A 17227-nucleotide genomic window follows, 5' to 3' on the forward strand; every position below is an offset into this window, starting at 1 on the left:
CAGGGTTGAGTGCCGAGGTGGGCAGAGTCGCTGCAGGCCACCCACCGGGCAGCACGATGACCTGCCTCGGTGTTGTGGTCTTCCGGGACAACCAGAACACCGTCTTCTTCCCCACCGCCCCGGAATATGGAGATCTAATCCATGCCGAGCACACCCCGCAGAGCCGCCATCGCGGTTGCCGCGGTGCTCACCGCCGTGACCCTGGTGGCCTGTTCCTCAGGCGACGGCGTCCGAAACGCCGTCGCCGTCGGGGGGGGCACCTTCCAGTTCCACTCACCAGGAGGCCAAACCGAGATTATCTACGCAGAGGAGGAATGTGCGCCGCTGCCGGGCTTCTCCTGCCCGTCGTTGATGGAGGAAGGTGAGGAGATCAGCCTGTCTGATTTTGAAGGCGAGGTCGTCGTCCTCAACGCTTGGGGCTAGTGGTGTGCACCGTGCCGGACGGAAGTCGATGACCTGCAGCTTGTCCAGGAGACTCTCGACCCCCTCGGTGGCACGGTGCTGGGCATCAACGTCCGTGACTACAACCAGACCATCGCCCAGGACTTCAAACTCGACAACGCGGTGACCTATCCCTCGATCTACGACCCGCCGTTTCGTATCGCTGCGGCCCTGGGAGGTGCCGACCTCGGTCATCCCGACCACCATTGTCCTGGACCGAAGCCACCGCCCGGCCGCGGTGTTCCTGAGGGAGGTCACCGCCGATGACATCCTTGATGTCGCTCTGCCGCTGGCCGAGGAGGCACCAGCATCATGACCGTTGATGTGATTGCGCAGTTGGCGATCGGCCAGCAGTTCGCCGACGCCGCGGCCACCGGGCCACTGATGATCGGCATCCTGGCTGCAGCAGCTGCAGGTCTGATCTCGTTCGCCTCCCCGTGCGTCGTACCCCTGGTACCCGGATATATGTCGTATCTGGCCAGTGTGGTCGGCGGGGAGGTCGACTACGACGCCGAGGGGGCGCGGTGGTCACCAAACGCCAGTGGGCGGTAGCGGGTGCGGCCGGGTTGTTCATTCTCGGCTTCACCGTCGTCTTTGTGCTGGCCACCGTCACCGGGGGTGTCTCCCGAGTAAAGGACACGGCGTTGGTGTCAATCTATTGCGCAGTAAACGTGCCAATCGAATGGCTGGCCACTTCACTGTTTAATTAACGTGTCAATGAAATGGCTGCCTAGTACATAGTGCAATCTACGTGCCAATAAAGTGGCTGGGACAGAAGAGAGCACGCAAGAAGGGCCAATTGAAGCAGCAATGCACTGCACGCTGGCGATATCGCGCATGGAATTACCGCGTTCGATAGCACGATAGATACCAAGTACAGCCTCCGCCTCAGCAGGGATGATCTCGCCTGTTGAGCTGTAGCCAATAGGACGTACACCGTCGGAACACCAGCGCCCTTGCTCAGCACGCTGCTGTTGGGCGCGTGACTGCCTAGCGCCTTTACGCTCGGGTACACTGGCGGAAGCTTGCTAGCGGTAGTCAACGATTTCACCCTCCCCTGGGCCCCGTGATGGTGTAGTCACGTTGAATATGCGCTGTTGCCTGACCCCACTCGCTCGCTTTAACCCGCGCTTGGTGCGAATCGAACGATGCTTGATCAGTGAATTGTTCTGATACATTCCATACGAGCGGGTCGTCGGATTGAGTGACCTCGAAGCGCAGACACCCGGGTTCATCACGAGAGAGCTCAACGTGTTTTGGAAGGAACCGTTCAACGATTGAAACATCACTGTGGTCTTTGCAGATCAAGGTGCCGTTCAGCTCGATCATGCTCATAGAACACCTTCGCTATAAGTCAGACGCGGCGCTTAAACGTTGAACTTGAACTCCACGGTATGTCGTTGCAAAGTTACTCCCTCTCGTTAACACCATCAAAAGGAGTGTTATCCAATGAAAGCGTTCGGCTTCTTAAGCTTCGGGCATTACGCCTTCGGCAGCTAGTGCGGGCCATCTGCGGAAAAGATCGCCAAGACTCATCTGGAGATCACCCAGGCTGCGGACGAAATCGGCGTGAACAACGCGTCCTTCCGAGTCCACCACTTCGCGCTGCAGGCCTCCGCCCCGATGCCGCTGCTGTGTGCTATCGCGGACACCACCAAAATCATCGAGGTGGGCACCGGCGGCATCGACCTGCGCTAGCGCATATCGGGGTTGTAGCGTTTGAGTCATTGACTCCCGCCGTCTACAAGTACCTACACACTTGATCGGTGCTGCACGTTTCAGGATCCGGGTGCGCGGCGTCCTGGCTAAGGTCCGCGATAGTGTCGCGCAGCACGGAGAGCTGCGCGATCTGCTGCTCAATCTCAGCGAGGCGCACGTCAAGCAGGTCGCGCACGTGCTCGCAGGGCGCATGGCCGCCGTCGCGGATGTCGAGGATCTGGCGGATCTGGGCGAGGGTGAGGCCCGCAGCCTGGCCGCGGTGGATGAAGTCGATCCGAGCGACCGTCTCGGGCGCGTAGTCGCGGTATCCGGACGGCGTGCGCTCGGTCGGGGGCAGAAGGCCCTGTTCCTCGTAGAAGCGAAGGGTCTTCGCGGTAGTGCCCGCCCTCTCGGCGAGTTCTCCGATCCACATTACTGTCTCCCTCCGTGGCCGCGCTTGACCTTCCCCTGCACTGGAAGGTCCAGTATGGCTGAGACAGAGCAGAAAGCCAAGAGTTGACAGGAGCAGCGATGCCTACGAAGTACGATCTCGCCATCATCGGATCGGGAGGCGGCGCGTTCGCCGCTGCGATCCGCGCCAGCACGCTCGGGAAGTCGGTGGTGATGATCGAGCGCGGGACGCTCGGCGGCACCTGCGTGAACACGGGCTGCGTCCCGTCGAAGACGCTCATTGCCGCGGCCGGCGCGCGGCACGTCGCGGTCGACGCCGCAACCCGGTTCCCCGGGATCGCGACGACGGCGGATCCCGTCGACATGCCCGCGCTGATCGCTGGGAAGCAAGCGTTGGTGGAGTCGCTGCGCGGCGAGAAGTACGCCGACGTCGCCGACTCCTACGGCTGGCAGGTCCTCCGCGGCGACGCCTCGTTCGTGGGCACCCCTGATGCGCCGGTTCTCGATGTTGCCGGATCCGACGGAAGCGTCGAGACCATCGAGGCCCACCACTACCTGGTCGCGACTGGTTCTCGCCCGTGGGCACCGCCGATCGACGGCCTGGAGGAGACCGGATACCTGACCTCGACCACGGCGATGGAGCTGACGGAGGTCCCCGAGTCGCTGCTGGTGCTCGGCGGCGGCTACGTCGCCCTGGAGCAGGCGCAGCTGTTCGCCCGCCTCGGCTCGCAGGTCACGCTGCTCGTGCGGTCCCGGCTCGCGTCGAAGGAGGAGCCGGAGGTGTCGAAGGCGCTCCAGGAGGTGTTCGCCGACGAGGGTATCCGCGTCGTCAGCCGCGCAGTGCCCACCCGGGTCTCCCGCGGCACGGGAGGCGAGGCCGTCGTGACCGCCGCCTTGTCCGGCGGCTCGCAGGAGTTCCGCGCCGACCAGGTCCTGGTCGCCCTCGGACGCCGTCCCGTCACCGATGGCCTGAACCTCGATGCGGTCGGGGTGAATACCGGAGACTCCGGCGAGGTGGTCGTCTCCGACCGGCTGCAGTCCTCGAACCCGCGGGTCTGGGCCGCGGGCGACGTGACCGGGCACCCCGAGTTCGTCTACGTCGCCGCCCACCACGGCACCCTCGTCGCCGAGAACGCGTTCGCCGACGCCGACCGGTCCGTCGACTACGCCCGCCTGCCGCGGGTGACGTTCACCGGGCCCGCGATCGGCGCGGTCGGGATGACCGAGAAGGACGTCCTCGCCGCGGGGATCCGCTGCGACTGCCGCGTCCTGCCCCTGCACCACGTGCCCCGCGCCTTGGTGAACCGCGACACCCGCGGGTTCATCAAGATCGTCGTGAACGCCGAGACGAACGAGATCCTCGGCCTGACCGCCGTCGCCAAGGACGCCGGGGAGCTCGCCGCCGCAGGCGTCCACGTGCTCGGCAGGACCGTCGCCGAGGTCGCCAACGCCTGGGCCCCCTACCTGACCATGGCCGAGGGCATCCGGATCGCCGCGAAGGCCTTCACCACCGACCCGTCGCTGCTGTCGTGCTGCGCATGAACGGCGACACAGGCAATCGGGGAGATCTCATCCTGAAGCAGACGATGAGCGCCGATCAGGACCGCGACGAATGGCGCGCCGGTCCCGTCGTCGCTGCAGTGACCGGGCTGCTCTTGCTGGCATGCTGCGCGCTTCCGTCGCTGCTCTGCTGCGGCCTGCCGTTCATCGCGGCGGGCGGAGCACTTGCAGGCGTCGGTGGGCTCCTCGGTAATCCCTGGATCATCGGTGCCGGGACCGCCGTCGTGATGGCCGTCATGGCGGGGATGCTCGTCAGGCTACGGCGGCGGCACCGGCGCCGCAGGTCCGGCTGCTGCGAAAATCCTTCGACCGCTGATCGGAACCGGTAGTTCGAGGGATCCAGCGATCACTGCCACCTACGGAGGCCGCTGAAATCGAAGCCCGACGGGAGAAGGAGGAGCAAAAAGCGTTCGAATCAACCGGTGACGAGGATAATACTGAGGCTGGATCCCGGCCGTCGCGACGCGGTCTCCGCTTCCGCCGAGACGAGAAAGGGTTGTGGGCACCTAGGCTGGGCGGCATGAACGACCTGACCATAGCGCCCGGCCCGGGGATCCCCGACGGTGCGGTCATCGCCGCCGATCTCGCGGAGCGTTTCGCGAAATCGTCGACTCCAGGCGGCCAGGGCGTCAACACGACGGACGGCAAAGTCCAGCTTTCCATCGATGTCGCCGAATGCGCATCGCTTACCGACGCCCAGCGTCACCGTATCTCGCGCAACCTCGAGCACCGCCTAGACGGCTCCGTCTTTACCGTGACTGCGTCGACTCAGCGGTCTGTGTTTCGCTCCTGGTCCTCTCGCTTGCACCTGCGACACAGCCTCGTGTCCCCGGGCCGTAGCGTTCGGGGGAGCACAATAGCCCCAGTCCTCATCACGTCCCGGGATCAAAGAGTTCATCGCAGAGGTTAAGCACTACACGTTAAATTTGAACTCGACGGAGTGTCGTCGATAAATAACTATTCGATGCGCAAAGTACAACGAAATACCGCTAGAAACAGACAACATATGGGGGTGCACAGAAACACATATAGGTTCTGCGGAAAACCTATAGGGTGCGTCGCTAAAAACCGCTGTGCGCGAAAAACATAAAGGGTTTACGGACCCGGTCCCAGACCCCTCAATACTCTGAGCCGGAAGAATGGAAAGTGGAAGGTTGATGTATCCCCACTATTTATTTTTTCCGTTTTTCGGAGTACATCGGGAGCTACAACTGCGGACCAGCTCTGTGTGAACTAGATGAGAAGGCGCAGCAGCGAATCATCGACGCTGGACAGTTGGTGCTGCGGGCACGCGAGCGGCACCCCCAGCGGTCACTCGCGGAGCACTACAACCCGTTATCGATGGACCCAATTCTGCTCAAGGCCCACAACAACTTGGACCGGGAAGTCGATAAGGCTTTCGATGTGGCACGCAAACTCACCAACGAGCGCCAGCGCCAGGAGCTACTGTTCGCCAGCTACGGGGAGTTGGCGAGGGGCTATGTCTCCTCGCTTTCATCAAAATCGAAACCACCAGCAGGGTCGTTCCCCGTGCGGGTGATTTTGATCGGTCCCGCTGCTGGGTGTAGAACCCTGTCGCTGGCAACGCCGGGAACTATGACTGTGCCCGACGAGAACACGTCACTGCCATAACGCGGCTCACGGTAGACGAACATGGGTCGTTCACTACTACTGGTGGATTTCGGTTTTGGTGGTGGGGGGGGATTACCGCCGCCGGCCTCGATTTTTCCGTTGAGGAGGGCGTTGACTACTTCCCGATTGTGAAATGGGCCGATGGCGCGGTGAAGAGGAACCAGTCACCTGGAAGAGATCGATCCAGTCGCTGGTGTGCAATCTGGGAGGTAGGGTTGCGGGGTCGATTCCTCGCGAGCGCAACCATGATTGTGTCTCTGAACGTGATGAAAACAACCCTGCCCTTCGGAGAATTTCCCCTATCCCGCGTCCCCGGGCGGTGAAAACGGTGTGCACCATCGCCTGAAAGGCTTTGCGTTGCTCTATCGGGATCTTCGGGTCACCCACCCGGCGGATCACTAAGATCCCCCCGTCAACGTTTGGCTGTGGCCGGAAAGCAGACCTTGGTACTCGGGAACCAAGGTGAAACGTGAACCATGGGGACCACTGAGCTGTCATCATCGTGCTTGCACCTACCCCGGCCCGGCGGCGAGCGACTTCCCACTGCATGAGGAGTACAGCGGCAGTCCATGCCGGCGCATGCAACAACTTTCGAAGAATGGCAGTGGTGAGGTGAAAGGGAATGTTTCCCACAATGACGCAGGGAGTGGCGGGTAACGGGAAGTTGAGGAAATCATCATGGACCACTTCGACCGACGCCGAGGCGGTCTTTTTTGTGAGTTTGGCAGCTAGTTTTGCGTCTACCTCAACTGCCGTTATTGCCCTCCCCAAGTGGGATATCGGGTGAGTGAGGGCACCGCTTCCTGGCCCGATCTCAATGATGGGGCCGGAGGTTTGTTTTACAAGATCGACGATGGAGTTGATGATCTTGTGGTCTGTGAGAAAATTTTGGCCATGTTCGTGACGGCCGTATCCGTATGTAGACATCAGGTGTGCTCCGTGGAGTTGAAACGGAGCCGGGCATGGCAAATGGCCGCCCGGCTAAAGGACCGGAGCGGTTTCTAACCTGCGGGAGGGAGAAAACCGCCTTAGCGGCTGGTGAGCGGCCGCATGAAAACGGAACCTGAAATCAACATGGGCCTATCGTATCCAATTAATTTCGCAGGGTCCAATACGGTGAGAAAGAAGACAACCGCACCGCAACAGTGCAAGACCTCTCTGGATTGGAATTTAATTGAACATGGGTTTGGGGTACGACGCGCCCTACTCGGAGTGGCACGGACACTACGGCTGCGCGCCCACACACAACAGTAAAGAGCTCGGCAATGCACAGACACGTAACGAGAGCGCCACAAATGTATGTACGTTTAAGTTACAGCATCGACACTGACGCTCCACATGGAGGGACGGCCGCAGCCCTGCAGCAAGCACACGGCAGGGTGCCTGCTTCGGGCGACGTGAAATTACGCAGAAAAATACGAAACACATCACCGCAGGTCACGGTAGGCATTTGCGGGTCATTTCGTAATCTCGTAAACGAAAAGAACAAAACTACGAAACACAAAAACATACGTTGAGCAGCGTAAATGGTTTTCGTTTCGTAATTTTTCCACTTTTTGAAGAAAATCTAAATAAGAAGAGACACCTTGATTGCGATTGTGTCCCGTGTCACATAGCTGCAACCCCTGCAGCGTGCCCTCAACGAGGACGCTCTGTGTCGTAGACATGTGCCTGCAATGCGTGTCTGTGTCTCTCTCTTAAAAGGTTTGGGTCGAAATACCGCAAAATTACGAAACATCCCCGAAATGTGACGTGTCTGTGCAGGTCACAGCGTTATCGCGTGTTTCGTAATTTGGTTTTCCGATTTTCGTAGTTCTACGAAACCGCAGGTAGAGCGTTTCGTAATTTTTTCGTATTTTGATCGGCAAATTACGAAACGAGGTCAAAACTACGAAACGAGCACACTATAGACGTGTCACAGGTCACAAAAAGGCGCGCCCCTTGCGTGTCACCATGCCGCCACACAACAGCTGCCCCACCACAACACCCCAGCCGTGCCACGTGGCGTGTAGAAACGTGCTCGGTTCGATTCGTAAAGATTAGGTCGCAGGCTATTGTGCGCGACGCATAAGTTCCGTACGATGGCCCCCAGACCGTATGTGGCGTTTTAATTCGTTTTTGGTTTAGCCAGCCGCATACGGGGGATAACCCCGAGGATAATTCATAAAGAGACAGCCTCTCGACCGTGATAGGCGCGGTTCCTCCGACGAGATAGACCGGTCGGCAACGGCATTGCCAACCACAAAAGCGGTCAGGTAGGGAGTAAGCGCTCCCGTAAAGCGATGGGACGGCAGACCACCGTTCTAGCGAGTTGAGCACGGCACTCCAAGCCGCCTGAATAGCAAGCCGGTAAAGCACCCCGCTCCGGGACAGATCAATCTGCCCAGGAGCGTTTTTCTATGTCCGAAAAGGACACGACTACCGCCGTCGCGCCACGCTTTTACACGCTGCAGGAACTCGCCGATCTCGGCGTCGGCTCCGAGTCCACGTTGCGAAAAGCTATTAAAGAGGGCCGTCTTTCATTCCACCGTTTCGGCACCGCCTATCGGATTCGCCAAGACGATCTCGACGCCTACCTCGCGGCCGCACGCCGCCCTGCCCCGCAGCTATTCGACGGCTTCGTCGATGCCGTCGTGAATGCAGCGCCCCAACTGACAGATGAGCAGCGCCAGCAGCTCGTCACGGTGCTGGGCGGTGTGAAGCACTAATGCGGACAAACCCGCCTACGACGAGATCCCGCCGCTTAGCTCAGCTAGTCAGGCTGGGTCTTGAACTGAGTGCGAGGGCTGATGGGTGATGGCCGTGCTACTACACACGCGCGCTCCACCGTCGTGCCCCGAGTCCAAATAAACAGTTCATTCAACCAAGGAGAACAAACCATGTCTTTCAGAGACGATTACGCAGCAGCGCTGCGCGATGAGCAGCAAGCAAAAGATACCGTGAACGAGGCGCGCCGTGCACACAAAGCGACAAAGGAGCGCCTTGCGCAGTTGCGCAAGTATGCCGAAGAGTTCGAGGTGAATCTCGACGGTGACAAGTCCGCCAGCACCGAAGGGGACGGTGACAAGTCCGCCAGCACCGAAGGGGACAGCGATACACCTGAGAACGGTGACGGCGACACGCCTGAGAGCACCGAGGGCAGTAAGCCGAAGCGGCATCTAGAAGTTGTACCCGACTAACCCTTTAGCCGTACACGCAATCACCTCATGTGTGTACGGCCACGCGGCGTGACGACGTACAGCCGTCACGTTTGATGTCGCCACACACCCCGCTCGCAAGGGCGGGGTTTTCGCGTGTGTGCGGGTGGCTGCGGCACCGCTACACGTGACACTGTCACGATGCTTGCGCCGGTATCGGCGACGGGGCATATACACGTCTGCCCCGTCGCCTGGATCATCCGCCACATGGCTGGCGGTATGTCGCGCTGCTGTTATGCGCGGTTCTGGCCGGCATAGTCTTGTGTGGACTTGAAATATGCCGAAGACGGGGCCGTGGGTGCAGCAAAGACAGCAGCGTGGACAGAGCAGATTTCAGCAGCTGTGCTGCTGAAGATGCAACCGCGACGGCAGATGGTATGCGGCGCATGCCGCATAATGCCGCGTCGTGAGATACGCCAATATCCATCTCGGCAGGCTTGCCGTGATGGAGCGTTTCGTGATGACCCAAACACGACACATCGATGCTGGCATATCCGAATGTATATCAACGGGATATATCGGATTGCCGGCAGTGTCGTGATGCAGAGCATGGGTCATCACACAAGGTGCAGCGCCAGCTGCACTATTGGGCATCTTGACCGGAGCGCAAGCGGAGGGCAAGACAGCACCAGCCAGACCGAGCGAGCGAGGTCTGAGACTGGGGCTGTAGGGGGCGGCGCGCCAGCGCCGGGCACCGGGTTATGCGAGCGCCAGCGAGCAGTAATACCCGGTGCAGTGCCTCGGCTATGCCGAGCGCCGGAGCGCAGCGGAGGCGTCGCACCCCCTTATGCCCTTTTCCCCCTTCTACCCCTATAACGACAAACATATAGGGGTTTTGACACAGAAGGGGGCTGCGACCTGCGTGTTTCGGGTCTTAATGCGGTCTTCGACCCTTACCCGAAACGGCCCGTTGATGCGCGAAGCGCACATGGTGCCTACACAAAATCTGCAGGTCGCCACGCTGTGCGCACCACATGCGGCTACGTCCGTTGTATGTCGGTCTTAAAGTAAGGGCCGATGACGGGTGGAAACGCCGCTTGCGGCGTCTTCCCGCGTCATCGCGCACGCCGTGTGCAACGTGAGCTTGCGAACGTGCCACGGCGTCGAACTGAACGGCAAGACCGACATCGCCTACGTGGTGCGCACAGCCACACCCTGCACCGTGACACCGCCGTTAGGCGGTTATTGCAGGGTGGTGAAAATCCCGCAGCGAGCCATCCGCCGCCAGGCGGTGTTGATGCTGCTGCGGGGGTAACGACACGGGCTGAGTAACACACTCCATATCGGCCCGTGCCATAAGCACAGTATCGGTGCAGACGCATCACGCTCGCGGCGGAGATATGCGCGCAAGCGCATGTAATGAGCACCGCCAGCGACGTGTGTTTCGCAGCGCGTCGCGCTGCAGCAGATCCAGCGGCAGCTGTTGATGCAAATGTGTAGCGCCGCGACTCGATTGGTTCATCTTTGTGGCAGCGGCTGTACGGCCCTGTGGCGGCCGTAGACGCCTCGGATGGACGGAGTGCGCGTGCAGAAGAACAGTTTCAAGACGTCGCTGTTCGTCGTGTATCTGCCGAAGTCGATGTGCAAGGAGATCCCCGACTACTACACCAGTGAGGTGGACGGGCGCGAAGTGAAACGTCCGCGCTATGTCGCCCGCGACTACGAGGAAGCAAAGCAGTACCTCGAAGAGTCAATGCGCTGGCTTGCAGAAAACTTCATCCCCGGCGGTATCGACGCAGTCGCTGGCGGTGATATGAACTTTGACGAATCAACGCCACACATCCAGTTCCAGGCGGATACGTTCTCACCGAAGCCCGAAGATCCCGACAAGCTCCGTTGCCGCCCCGGCATCGCGTACAACACTGACACCTCAGTGCGGTACACATCCGGCCCGAAGAAGGGCAAGCAGATCTCGGGTAACCAGAAGTTCATCGACGCGCAACGGGGCCTGCGCGAACACATGCACTCGCTCGGCTATCCGGTGGAACTAGAAGTCTCCGAACGTCATGACGAGTCACTCAACCTCGACCGCTACACCGAGCAACAAGACCGGGAGCGCGATCTCGCCAAGCGCGAGGATGATGTGGAAGTCAAGAAGCGATCCGTGCAGCGCGACATGGACGCAATTGATCGTGACCGCGAGCAGGCTGCTAAGGAACTTGAACAGGCGCAAGAAGCCCGCGAAGCAGCCCAGCGCGTACAGGAGAATGCTGAAGCACAGGCTCGCGAGGTTGCCGAGCGTGTGCTCAAGGAAGCACGCGAGAAGGCCGAGCAAGAAGCCGAAGAGATCCGCAGCGAAGCACGCAAGGATGCTGAGCAGGAGTTGGGCCTGGCCGAAGCGCAAGCAGACGAGCTGCTCGAACGAGCCGAAGAGACTGCGCGGGCCAAGGCGGGCGATATTACAGCCGCAGCTCGCAGCGAAGCAGAGACGATCACTCGCAAGACCGACGAGGCCCGTAAGCAGGCTGAGCGCGACGCCGAGACGATCCGCAGCAAAGCACGAGATGAGGCCACGAGCATCCGCGACGAGGCCACACGCGACGCTGCAGTAACGCGCAAGGATGCCCGCGATGAGGCTGATCAGATCCGCCGCAACGCGCACACGGACGCCGAAGATGAAGCCGCCATCATCATCGAAGAAGCGGTGAAGTCAGGACAACAGTTGGAGCACTTGGATAAGAAGTTCCTGGTGCAAGAACTGCATCGCAGCCCAGAGTTGCTTGAGCGTTACACGCTGTTCAGGCAGTCGCAGACCTCAGGCAAGAAGGGCGGGGCGCAGCAGCGTGCACGCGAGCGCATCGAGAAGCGCCGCCAGCAGCAACAGCAGCGTGATCGTGATGGCGGTATGGAGTTGTAGCACTGCTCTCCCCTGCCCTGTACGGCCTTCTGCGGGCCTAACAGGGGGCCGTCGGCGTCGTAGGTCATTGGCGGCGGGTAAACGGCTGATATTCAGCGAAAATCGAAGAAATCTCGGCTAGGCGGGGCCGGTGTCACTACGTTGCGCAGTGAATTGGCCTGTTGAGTGGCGGAGATAGTGCGCAGCACGTCGGTGTGTACGACGGGGCATGTGCTGCGCAGAAGAGATGTCCGTAGAAGGGCCGACAGAATGTCGTTGTCATTCTGTTGCGTAGTAAAGGTGTCAATAGGATGACAAACCACTTCACTGCCCAATTCACATGTCATTAAAGTGACAGGGCATTTGATTGCGCAGTAAACGTGTCGATGAAATGGGTGCCCAATACACAGTGCAACCTACGTGTTAATGAAATGTCACAGACACTACATAGTGCAGTGAGTTGCGCAGCAGAAACGCCAGTAAAAGCACCGCACCACTGCACCGTAAAACTGCACAAGTGATTCGCAGCAAATTGGCGTGTGAAATGGTTGAAAAAATAACCCCGCAGGTTTCCCTGCGGGGTTTCGTAGTTAGAACGGTACTTCTTCGCCCTCAGCGCCAGCCAGGGCGGCGGTCGCCGCCTCGCCTCCGCGACGGGCAGCGCGAGCAGCGGACTCCTTCTTGGAATCGATCAGCTGCACCGTGTCGATGCGCGCCACCAGCGGGTACTGCTTCACACCGTCCTTGTCGGTGTAGACGTCGGTCTTGAGCGAGTAGCTCACCGCAACGCGATCGCCGGAGCCGATGCAGCCGAACACACCGGGGTTCGCGGCGTCCTGGACGTAGCCGGTCAGCTCCACGATCTCGCTTTCCACCTTGCCGGTGGACTTGTTCTTGAAGGTGTTGCGCGCATAGACGCTGAGCTTCACCGTCGCGCCGCCGTTTGCGTGCTCGAACAGCTTGGGTGCGCGAGCTGCGTTGCCGACGATGGTGCCGTTGTTGAAGGGGTTGGACATGTTGGTTCTCCTTACGTGAGTGGGTGTGATTTGCCGTGCAATTTGGGTACTTAAGCAGCTGCTTTGCTGCTGCGGGGCGGTTGCGCTGTCGTTACAACACTGCCCAGGGCAGCGGTGTGCCTGCCGCCTCTAGGTCGCGCAGTTCTTGTGCTGCGCCCGGATCGGCGTCCTCGCCGTCGATGCCGTCGGCGAGCTGGTAGAGCAGTTCCAGGTCGGTGTGGGTGATGTCGCGCATCACGTGCCTCCTTGTTCGGATTGATGGTCAATCCGTCTGTTGGAGACAGCTCTGCTGTCTAAAGGTCACTCCCCTGCCTCGTTGCGGTGTCTGTCGTCGCAAGCCAAGGCCCCGCGAGAAAAAGAAACCCCGTTGCATTGCTACAACGGGGTGTGTGGTGCTACTCGGCAAACAAGATCGTGCGGGTCTTCTCAGCGCCCTCGCGGACAAGCTCGACCATCCGCTCGCCCTGGCCGATATCGGTCAGCTTCGCCACCAGCGACGGGAAGTTCTCGTCTGGCCCGATCTCGGTGGCTCGCTGCGCAGCCACGCCAGCTAGCCCCGGCTGGCCTGTGGCGTGAGCGAGCACGGCAACAGTGGCGGTGAGCTGCGAGCGCATGCCTGGCCAGCTGGTCGGGACAGCGCGCATAACCTTCTCTATGAACGCAAGGCCCGCCTGCGGGTCATCGAGCAGTGCGGCAAGCAGCGTGTCCCGCAAGCGCGGCGTGGTGAAGCATTTCAGCGCAGACCGAACAGCGCGAGCGCTCGGCTGGGTGATCCCTGCCGCCGCCTGCTCATACTCACGCTGCAGCACGTCTGCGAACATGGGCGGGATATACGCCAGCGCGTCTTCGATGATGTCGGCGTGCTCGGCAGCGTCGATGCCGTGGTCAGTGCTGTTCAACCGTGCCTCGATGTCGTCTTTGCTCGGCTCCGGCAGCTCGCCGGTGTGCTCTAGCATCTGCTGCAGCGCCGCTGATGCGGCGACCTCGCCGACAACACCGTGGCGCGGCTCGTCGATGAGCGGATGCTGGTACACAGACCACCAAGCAGCCCCAGTGACGATCTCGGGCACCTGCACCACCCCGAGCAGCGGCGGTAGCGGCGAGGCCCCGCTGGTGAGGTACGTGGCCGTCTCGTCGAAGACCGGCTGCGCAATGTCATCGCTGATCATGTACGCGATAACAGCGTCGAGTTCGAGGTGGTGGACCCACGCTGCGAACCGCTCGCGGCTCTCGGGGAGCTTCTCCACTGCTTCGTCCAGGTCGAACCGTGCGACCGGGCCGAGGCGGACGGTGTCGACGCCCTCGTCGTCGACGAAGAACGCGAGGATCAGCGAGTTGTTCGGGTAGAACCCGAGGATGCCGGGGAGGTTCGCGAGGATCTCGCCGTGGGATGCAAGCGTGTGAGAATGGGTGGACATGGCAGTGCTCCTTTGCACGAATACGGGGTGTATGTGGTCAATCCCGTATTCGGCCCGGCTCTGCCGGTCGCAGGCGTATCCCAGCAGTGCAGCACTCATGTGTGCCGAGCGTCGCTAGCGCAGCCTGATGCCTTCTCGCCGGGTGCGAGCGCTAGCGACGCAGCCTGTGCTTAAGCGTCGGCTTCGATGCGCTTGAGAGCGCGATAGATCGTCGGCCGCGAGACGTTAAAGGTGCGCGCTACAGCGCTGACGGACTTGCCGCCGTCGATAAGCTCCTTGGCCATCTGCGCCTGCTCAGCGCTGAGCTTCGGCTTGGGGCCGGCGACCCTGCCCTGTGCGCGGGCGTGCGCCACGCCCTCACGGGTGCGCTGGACAAGCAGGTCACGCTCCCACTCGGCAAGACTTGCCATGACGTTGATAACCACCTTGTCGGTGGGCTTCGACGTGTCCAGCGCTGGCTCCAACACCTTGACGTTGATGTCACGCTCGGCGAGGTCAGCGATGGTGTTCACGGTGTCCGCGAGGCTGCGGCCGAGCCTGTCCAAGCGCGTGACAACGAGCGTGTCGTCGGGGCGCATGTACGCCAGCGCGTCATCAAGACCAGGCCGTTGCCAGTTGGTGCCGGAGATGGTGTCTGAGTAGATGTGGTCCGGGTCGCAGCCAGAGCCTGAACGCTCAGATGACTTCGAGCCTGACTTCTAGCCTGGAACCGCTGGTAGAAGTAGCTGTATCTGAGGCAATGTCGAAAGAGCCTAAGAGCCTGCACGAGGCAGCAGAAGCCTCTAAGAAGGCTCGCAGCGCTCTGCTCCAGGAGAAGGAGTCCAACGAAAAGCTGCTGGAGGAGATACGCGCAGAACGCAAGCAGTATAACGACGATATGGAAAAGTCGAACACGAACTTTATTAAGGCCTGCATGTCTGCCTCGTGGATTGCAGCCAGTGTTCTCTTCGTTGCTATCGCACTCGTTGCTGTCGGAGCCTTGGGGAACGGGCTGCTAAGTATGCTCGGCATACCCGACGGCGTGTCTGCCTTGTGGGGTCACGTCCAGGAGGCCAACGGCATCGGCCCAACACTGGGCTGGTTGGCGTTAACACTTATCGTCATAGGGGTTCTTATAGCGCTTATGACCTGGATGTTGTCCCAGGCTGCGCCGGGTATTGCTCACTTAGTCGAGGAATACCGTCGCAATCACCCGAGGAAAGAAACGAACCACTAACTAGAACACGTGCACCGTAAAAAGTAAAAATCCCCACAACACAGCGTAGCGGTTAACCGCTACGCTTCTTTTATGCTCTTCCTATGCCCCAACTTTGCAACAGCACCAATAAACTGGCGCCCCGGTTATAAGTTGGGGCGCCAAGTCGATGTGCTCGAGTCGGGGGATGTTAGTGGCCGGTGCCAAGCCGGCCAGACAGGCGGTTCAGCCGGTCCTGACTGGGACCGTCGAGCCCGATAATGGACACGGTTTTGCCTCTGTCCTGGAACTTCTGCGTAATCGCGTCAAAGGTCGCGACCGTGGAGGCATCCCAGATCTCCGCCTCAGTGAGATCAATAGTGATATGACGGGCAGAATCGGTGTAATCAAAGCGATAAACCAGGTCATTGCTTGATGCCCAAAACAACTGGCCATGCACCCGGTAGGTACGAGTATCAATCTCTCCATCGCCGTCGCCGTCGATCTCGGAGACCTTTTCAATGGAAGCGATATGTGCCATCCGACGGGCGAACATGATCATCGCGGTGACCACACCCAACACCACACCAATGGCCAGGTTGCTGGTGGCTAGGGTGGCAATAATCGTCACGGCCATAACAATGGTCTCAGAGACCGGCATGAGTTTAAGGGTGCGTGGATGCACCGAGTGCCAGTCGATGGTGCCGACCGAGACCATGATCATGATTGCCACCAGGGCAGCCATCGGGATCATGCCAACGATGTCGCCCAGTGCCAGGACCAGGACCAGCAGGAACACACCGGCTAACAGGGTGGATAGGCGGGTACGTGCCCCGGATTCGCGGACGTTGATCATGGTTTGACCGATCATCGCGCAGCCACCCATGCCGCCGAAGAAACCGGAGGCAATATTAGCCACCCCCTGTCCCCAGGATTCACGAGTTTTATCGGAATGAGTGTCGGTGATGTCATCGACGAGCTTGGCGGTCATCAACGATTCCATGAGACCGACCACGGCCATGGCCAGGGCATAAGGCGCGATGATCTGCAGGGTCTCCAACGTCCACGGCACGTTCGGAATAAACAGGGACGGTAAGGTCTCCGGCATCTTGCCCATGTCCGAGACCGTCGGGACAGTCAAACCGGCGGCAATGACCAAACCGGTGAGCACGATAATCGTGACCAGCGGGGCGGGGATCACACTGGTGAGCTTGGGGAAGAAAATCATGATCACCACACCCAAGCCGACGAGTGGGTAGACTATCCAAGGCACATCAATGAGGTGTTCGAGTTGGGCGGTGAAAATCATAATGCCCAGTGCATTGACGAAACCCAGCATCACCGATCGGGGGATAAAACGCTGAAGTTTCGCCACACCGAGGGCGCCGAGCACGATTTGTAGGACACCGCCCAACAGGACGGTGGCGATGAAATAATCCATCCCGTAACCACGCGCCACAGGAGCAATGACTAGGGCAATAGCCCCGGTGGCGCCGGTGATCATTGCCGGGCGGCCACCGGTAAAGGCGATCGCAATGGCCATGACTACCGAGGAAAACAGACCCATGGCTGGGTCAACACCGGCAAGGATGGAAAAGGCAATGGCCTCAGGGATCAGCGCCAGGGATACCGCCAGTCCGGCCAGAATCTCTATACGGATACGGGCGGGGGAAGAAAATGCGTAACGGAAGGATGCGATGATCCCGGTAGGGGCATCAGCGCCGTCTGGACTCAGGAGGGGGCGGGGGGGCCGCCGTGCTAGTTTCAGTCATAGATGTCCAATCTTTGAGGGGATAGGTAACTGGGCGAACGCCCGAAAGGAATCCAACCCTCTAGTAACTTTA

Annotated in this window: 16 protein-coding genes and 4 pseudogenes; 12 read left to right on the forward strand and 8 right to left on the reverse strand. The window is 60.2% G+C overall.

Going from position 1 to position 17227, the window contains the following annotated elements:
• Positions 1-141 precede the first annotated feature (141 nt).
• Together ADA16_RS04905 and ADA16_RS04910 are read left to right on the forward strand one after the other, a co-directional pair.
• Positions 142-757 (forward strand): annotated as a pseudogene (locus tag ADA16_RS04905) (TlpA family protein disulfide reductase).
• Positions 754-1055: pseudogene (locus ADA16_RS04910) on the forward strand (cytochrome c biogenesis protein CcdA); the annotation flags it as partial. The pseudogenes ADA16_RS04905 and ADA16_RS04910, both read left to right, overlap by 4 nt.
• 433 nt (positions 1056-1488) lie before the next feature.
• Here the strand turns inward: ADA16_RS04910 and ADA16_RS04915 are convergent.
• Positions 1489-1770 (reverse strand): putative quinol monooxygenase, encoded by a 282-nt coding sequence (locus ADA16_RS04915; protein ID WP_224786632.1) that lies wholly within the window; start codon positions 1768-1770, stop codon positions 1489-1491.
• A 120-nt stretch (positions 1771-1890) separates the two neighbouring features.
• Between ADA16_RS04915 and ADA16_RS11465 the strand changes: the two are divergent.
• Positions 1891-2136, forward strand: a pseudogene (locus ADA16_RS11465) (alkane 1-monooxygenase); the annotation flags it as partial.
• A 46-nt stretch (positions 2137-2182) separates the two neighbouring features.
• Here the strand turns inward: ADA16_RS11465 and ADA16_RS04925 are convergent.
• Positions 2183-2572: a heavy metal-responsive transcriptional regulator gene (locus ADA16_RS04925; protein ID WP_005290994.1), complete on the reverse strand. Its 390-nt coding sequence runs from the start codon at positions 2570-2572 to the stop codon at positions 2183-2185.
• Positions 2573-2670: 98 nt separating this feature from the next.
• Between ADA16_RS04925 and merA the strand changes: the two genes are divergently transcribed.
• The 4 genes from merA (at position 2671) to ADA16_RS11370 (ending at position 5742) form a co-directional block, all read left to right on the forward strand.
• Positions 2671-4092, forward strand: a complete 1422-nt coding sequence (merA, locus tag ADA16_RS04930) for a mercury(II) reductase (protein ID WP_048759700.1) — start codon at positions 2671-2673, stop codon at positions 4090-4092.
• A complete protein-coding gene (locus tag ADA16_RS04935) occupies positions 4089-4439 on the forward strand; it encodes a hypothetical protein (protein ID WP_048759963.1) in 351 nt (116 codons plus the stop codon). Before merA ends, ADA16_RS04935 begins: the two co-directional genes overlap by 4 nt.
• Positions 4440-4630: 191 nt before the next feature.
• The gene (locus ADA16_RS04940; RefSeq protein ID WP_015381421.1) at positions 4631-5020 is read left to right on the forward strand and encodes a class I peptide chain release factor; all 390 of its coding nucleotides are present in this window, start codon (positions 4631-4633) and stop codon (positions 5018-5020) included.
• A gap of 368 nt (positions 5021-5388) precedes the next feature.
• The gene (locus ADA16_RS11370) at positions 5389-5742 is read left to right on the forward strand and encodes a type IIL restriction-modification enzyme MmeI (RefSeq protein ID WP_016423158.1); all 354 of its coding nucleotides are present in this window, start codon (positions 5389-5391) and stop codon (positions 5740-5742) included.
• 72 nt (positions 5743-5814) lie between these two features.
• Here the strand turns inward: ADA16_RS11370 and erm are convergent, their stop codons facing one another.
• Positions 5815-6669 carry a 23S ribosomal RNA methyltransferase Erm gene (gene erm / locus ADA16_RS10840; RefSeq protein WP_016456425.1) on the reverse strand — a complete coding sequence of 285 codons (855 nt, stop codon included), beginning with the start codon at positions 6667-6669 and terminating at the stop codon, positions 5815-5817.
• Between the two features lie 1472 nt (positions 6670-8141).
• On the opposite strand from erm, the gene ADA16_RS04955 reads away from it, so the two are divergent.
• From ADA16_RS04955 to ADA16_RS04965, 4 genes are all read left to right on the forward strand, one after another.
• The gene (locus tag ADA16_RS04955) at positions 8142-8450 is read left to right on the forward strand and encodes a helix-turn-helix domain-containing protein (RefSeq protein ID WP_024058948.1); all 309 of its coding nucleotides are present in this window, start codon (positions 8142-8144) and stop codon (positions 8448-8450) included.
• A gap of 171 nt (positions 8451-8621) precedes the next feature.
• Positions 8622-8921 (forward strand): hypothetical protein, encoded by a 300-nt coding sequence (locus ADA16_RS04960; protein ID WP_024058949.1) that lies wholly within the window; start codon positions 8622-8624, stop codon positions 8919-8921.
• A 1042-nt stretch (positions 8922-9963) separates the two neighbouring features.
• The gene (locus tag ADA16_RS11115) at positions 9964-10194 is read left to right on the forward strand and encodes a hypothetical protein (protein WP_070431900.1); all 231 of its coding nucleotides are present in this window, start codon (positions 9964-9966) and stop codon (positions 10192-10194) included.
• A gap of 270 nt (positions 10195-10464) precedes the next feature.
• Positions 10465-11796 carry a hypothetical protein gene (locus ADA16_RS04965; protein ID WP_016456429.1) on the forward strand — a complete coding sequence of 444 codons (1332 nt, stop codon included), beginning with the start codon at positions 10465-10467 and terminating at the stop codon, positions 11794-11796.
• 569 nt (positions 11797-12365) lie between these two features.
• Here ADA16_RS04965 and ADA16_RS04970 read toward each other — a convergent pair.
• The 4 genes from ADA16_RS04970 to ADA16_RS04980 form a co-directional block, all read right to left on the reverse strand.
• Positions 12366-12791 carry a single-stranded DNA-binding protein gene (locus ADA16_RS04970; RefSeq protein ID WP_016456430.1) on the reverse strand — a complete coding sequence of 142 codons (426 nt, stop codon included), beginning with the start codon at positions 12789-12791 and terminating at the stop codon, positions 12366-12368.
• Positions 12792-12882: 91 nt separating this feature from the next.
• Complete coding sequence (locus tag ADA16_RS11225; RefSeq protein WP_016456431.1) at positions 12883-13026, reverse strand: hypothetical protein; 144 nt, start codon at positions 13024-13026, stop codon at positions 12883-12885.
• A gap of 160 nt (positions 13027-13186) precedes the next feature.
• A complete protein-coding gene (locus tag ADA16_RS04975; protein WP_048759705.1) occupies positions 13187-14209 on the reverse strand; it encodes a DUF4192 domain-containing protein in 1023 nt (340 codons plus the stop codon).
• A gap of 170 nt (positions 14210-14379) precedes the next feature.
• Positions 14380-14853: a recombinase family protein gene (locus ADA16_RS04980; protein ID WP_080972893.1), complete on the reverse strand. Its 474-nt coding sequence runs from the start codon at positions 14851-14853 to the stop codon at positions 14380-14382.
• Between the two features lie 35 nt (positions 14854-14888).
• On the opposite strand from ADA16_RS04980, the gene ADA16_RS04985 reads away from it, so the two are divergent.
• Entirely contained in the window at positions 14889-15425 is a 537-nt protein-coding gene (locus tag ADA16_RS04985; protein WP_218079069.1) for a hypothetical protein, read from the forward strand.
• 169 nt (positions 15426-15594) lie between these two features.
• Here ADA16_RS04985 and ADA16_RS04990 read toward each other — a convergent pair.
• Positions 15595-17155: pseudogene (locus tag ADA16_RS04990) on the reverse strand (SulP family inorganic anion transporter).
• Positions 17156-17227: the final 72 nt, after the last annotated feature.

The sequence above is a fragment of the Corynebacterium vitaeruminis genome, from assembly GCF_001054325.1.
Lineage (GTDB): Bacteria > Actinomycetota > Actinomycetes > Mycobacteriales > Mycobacteriaceae > Corynebacterium > Corynebacterium vitaeruminis_A.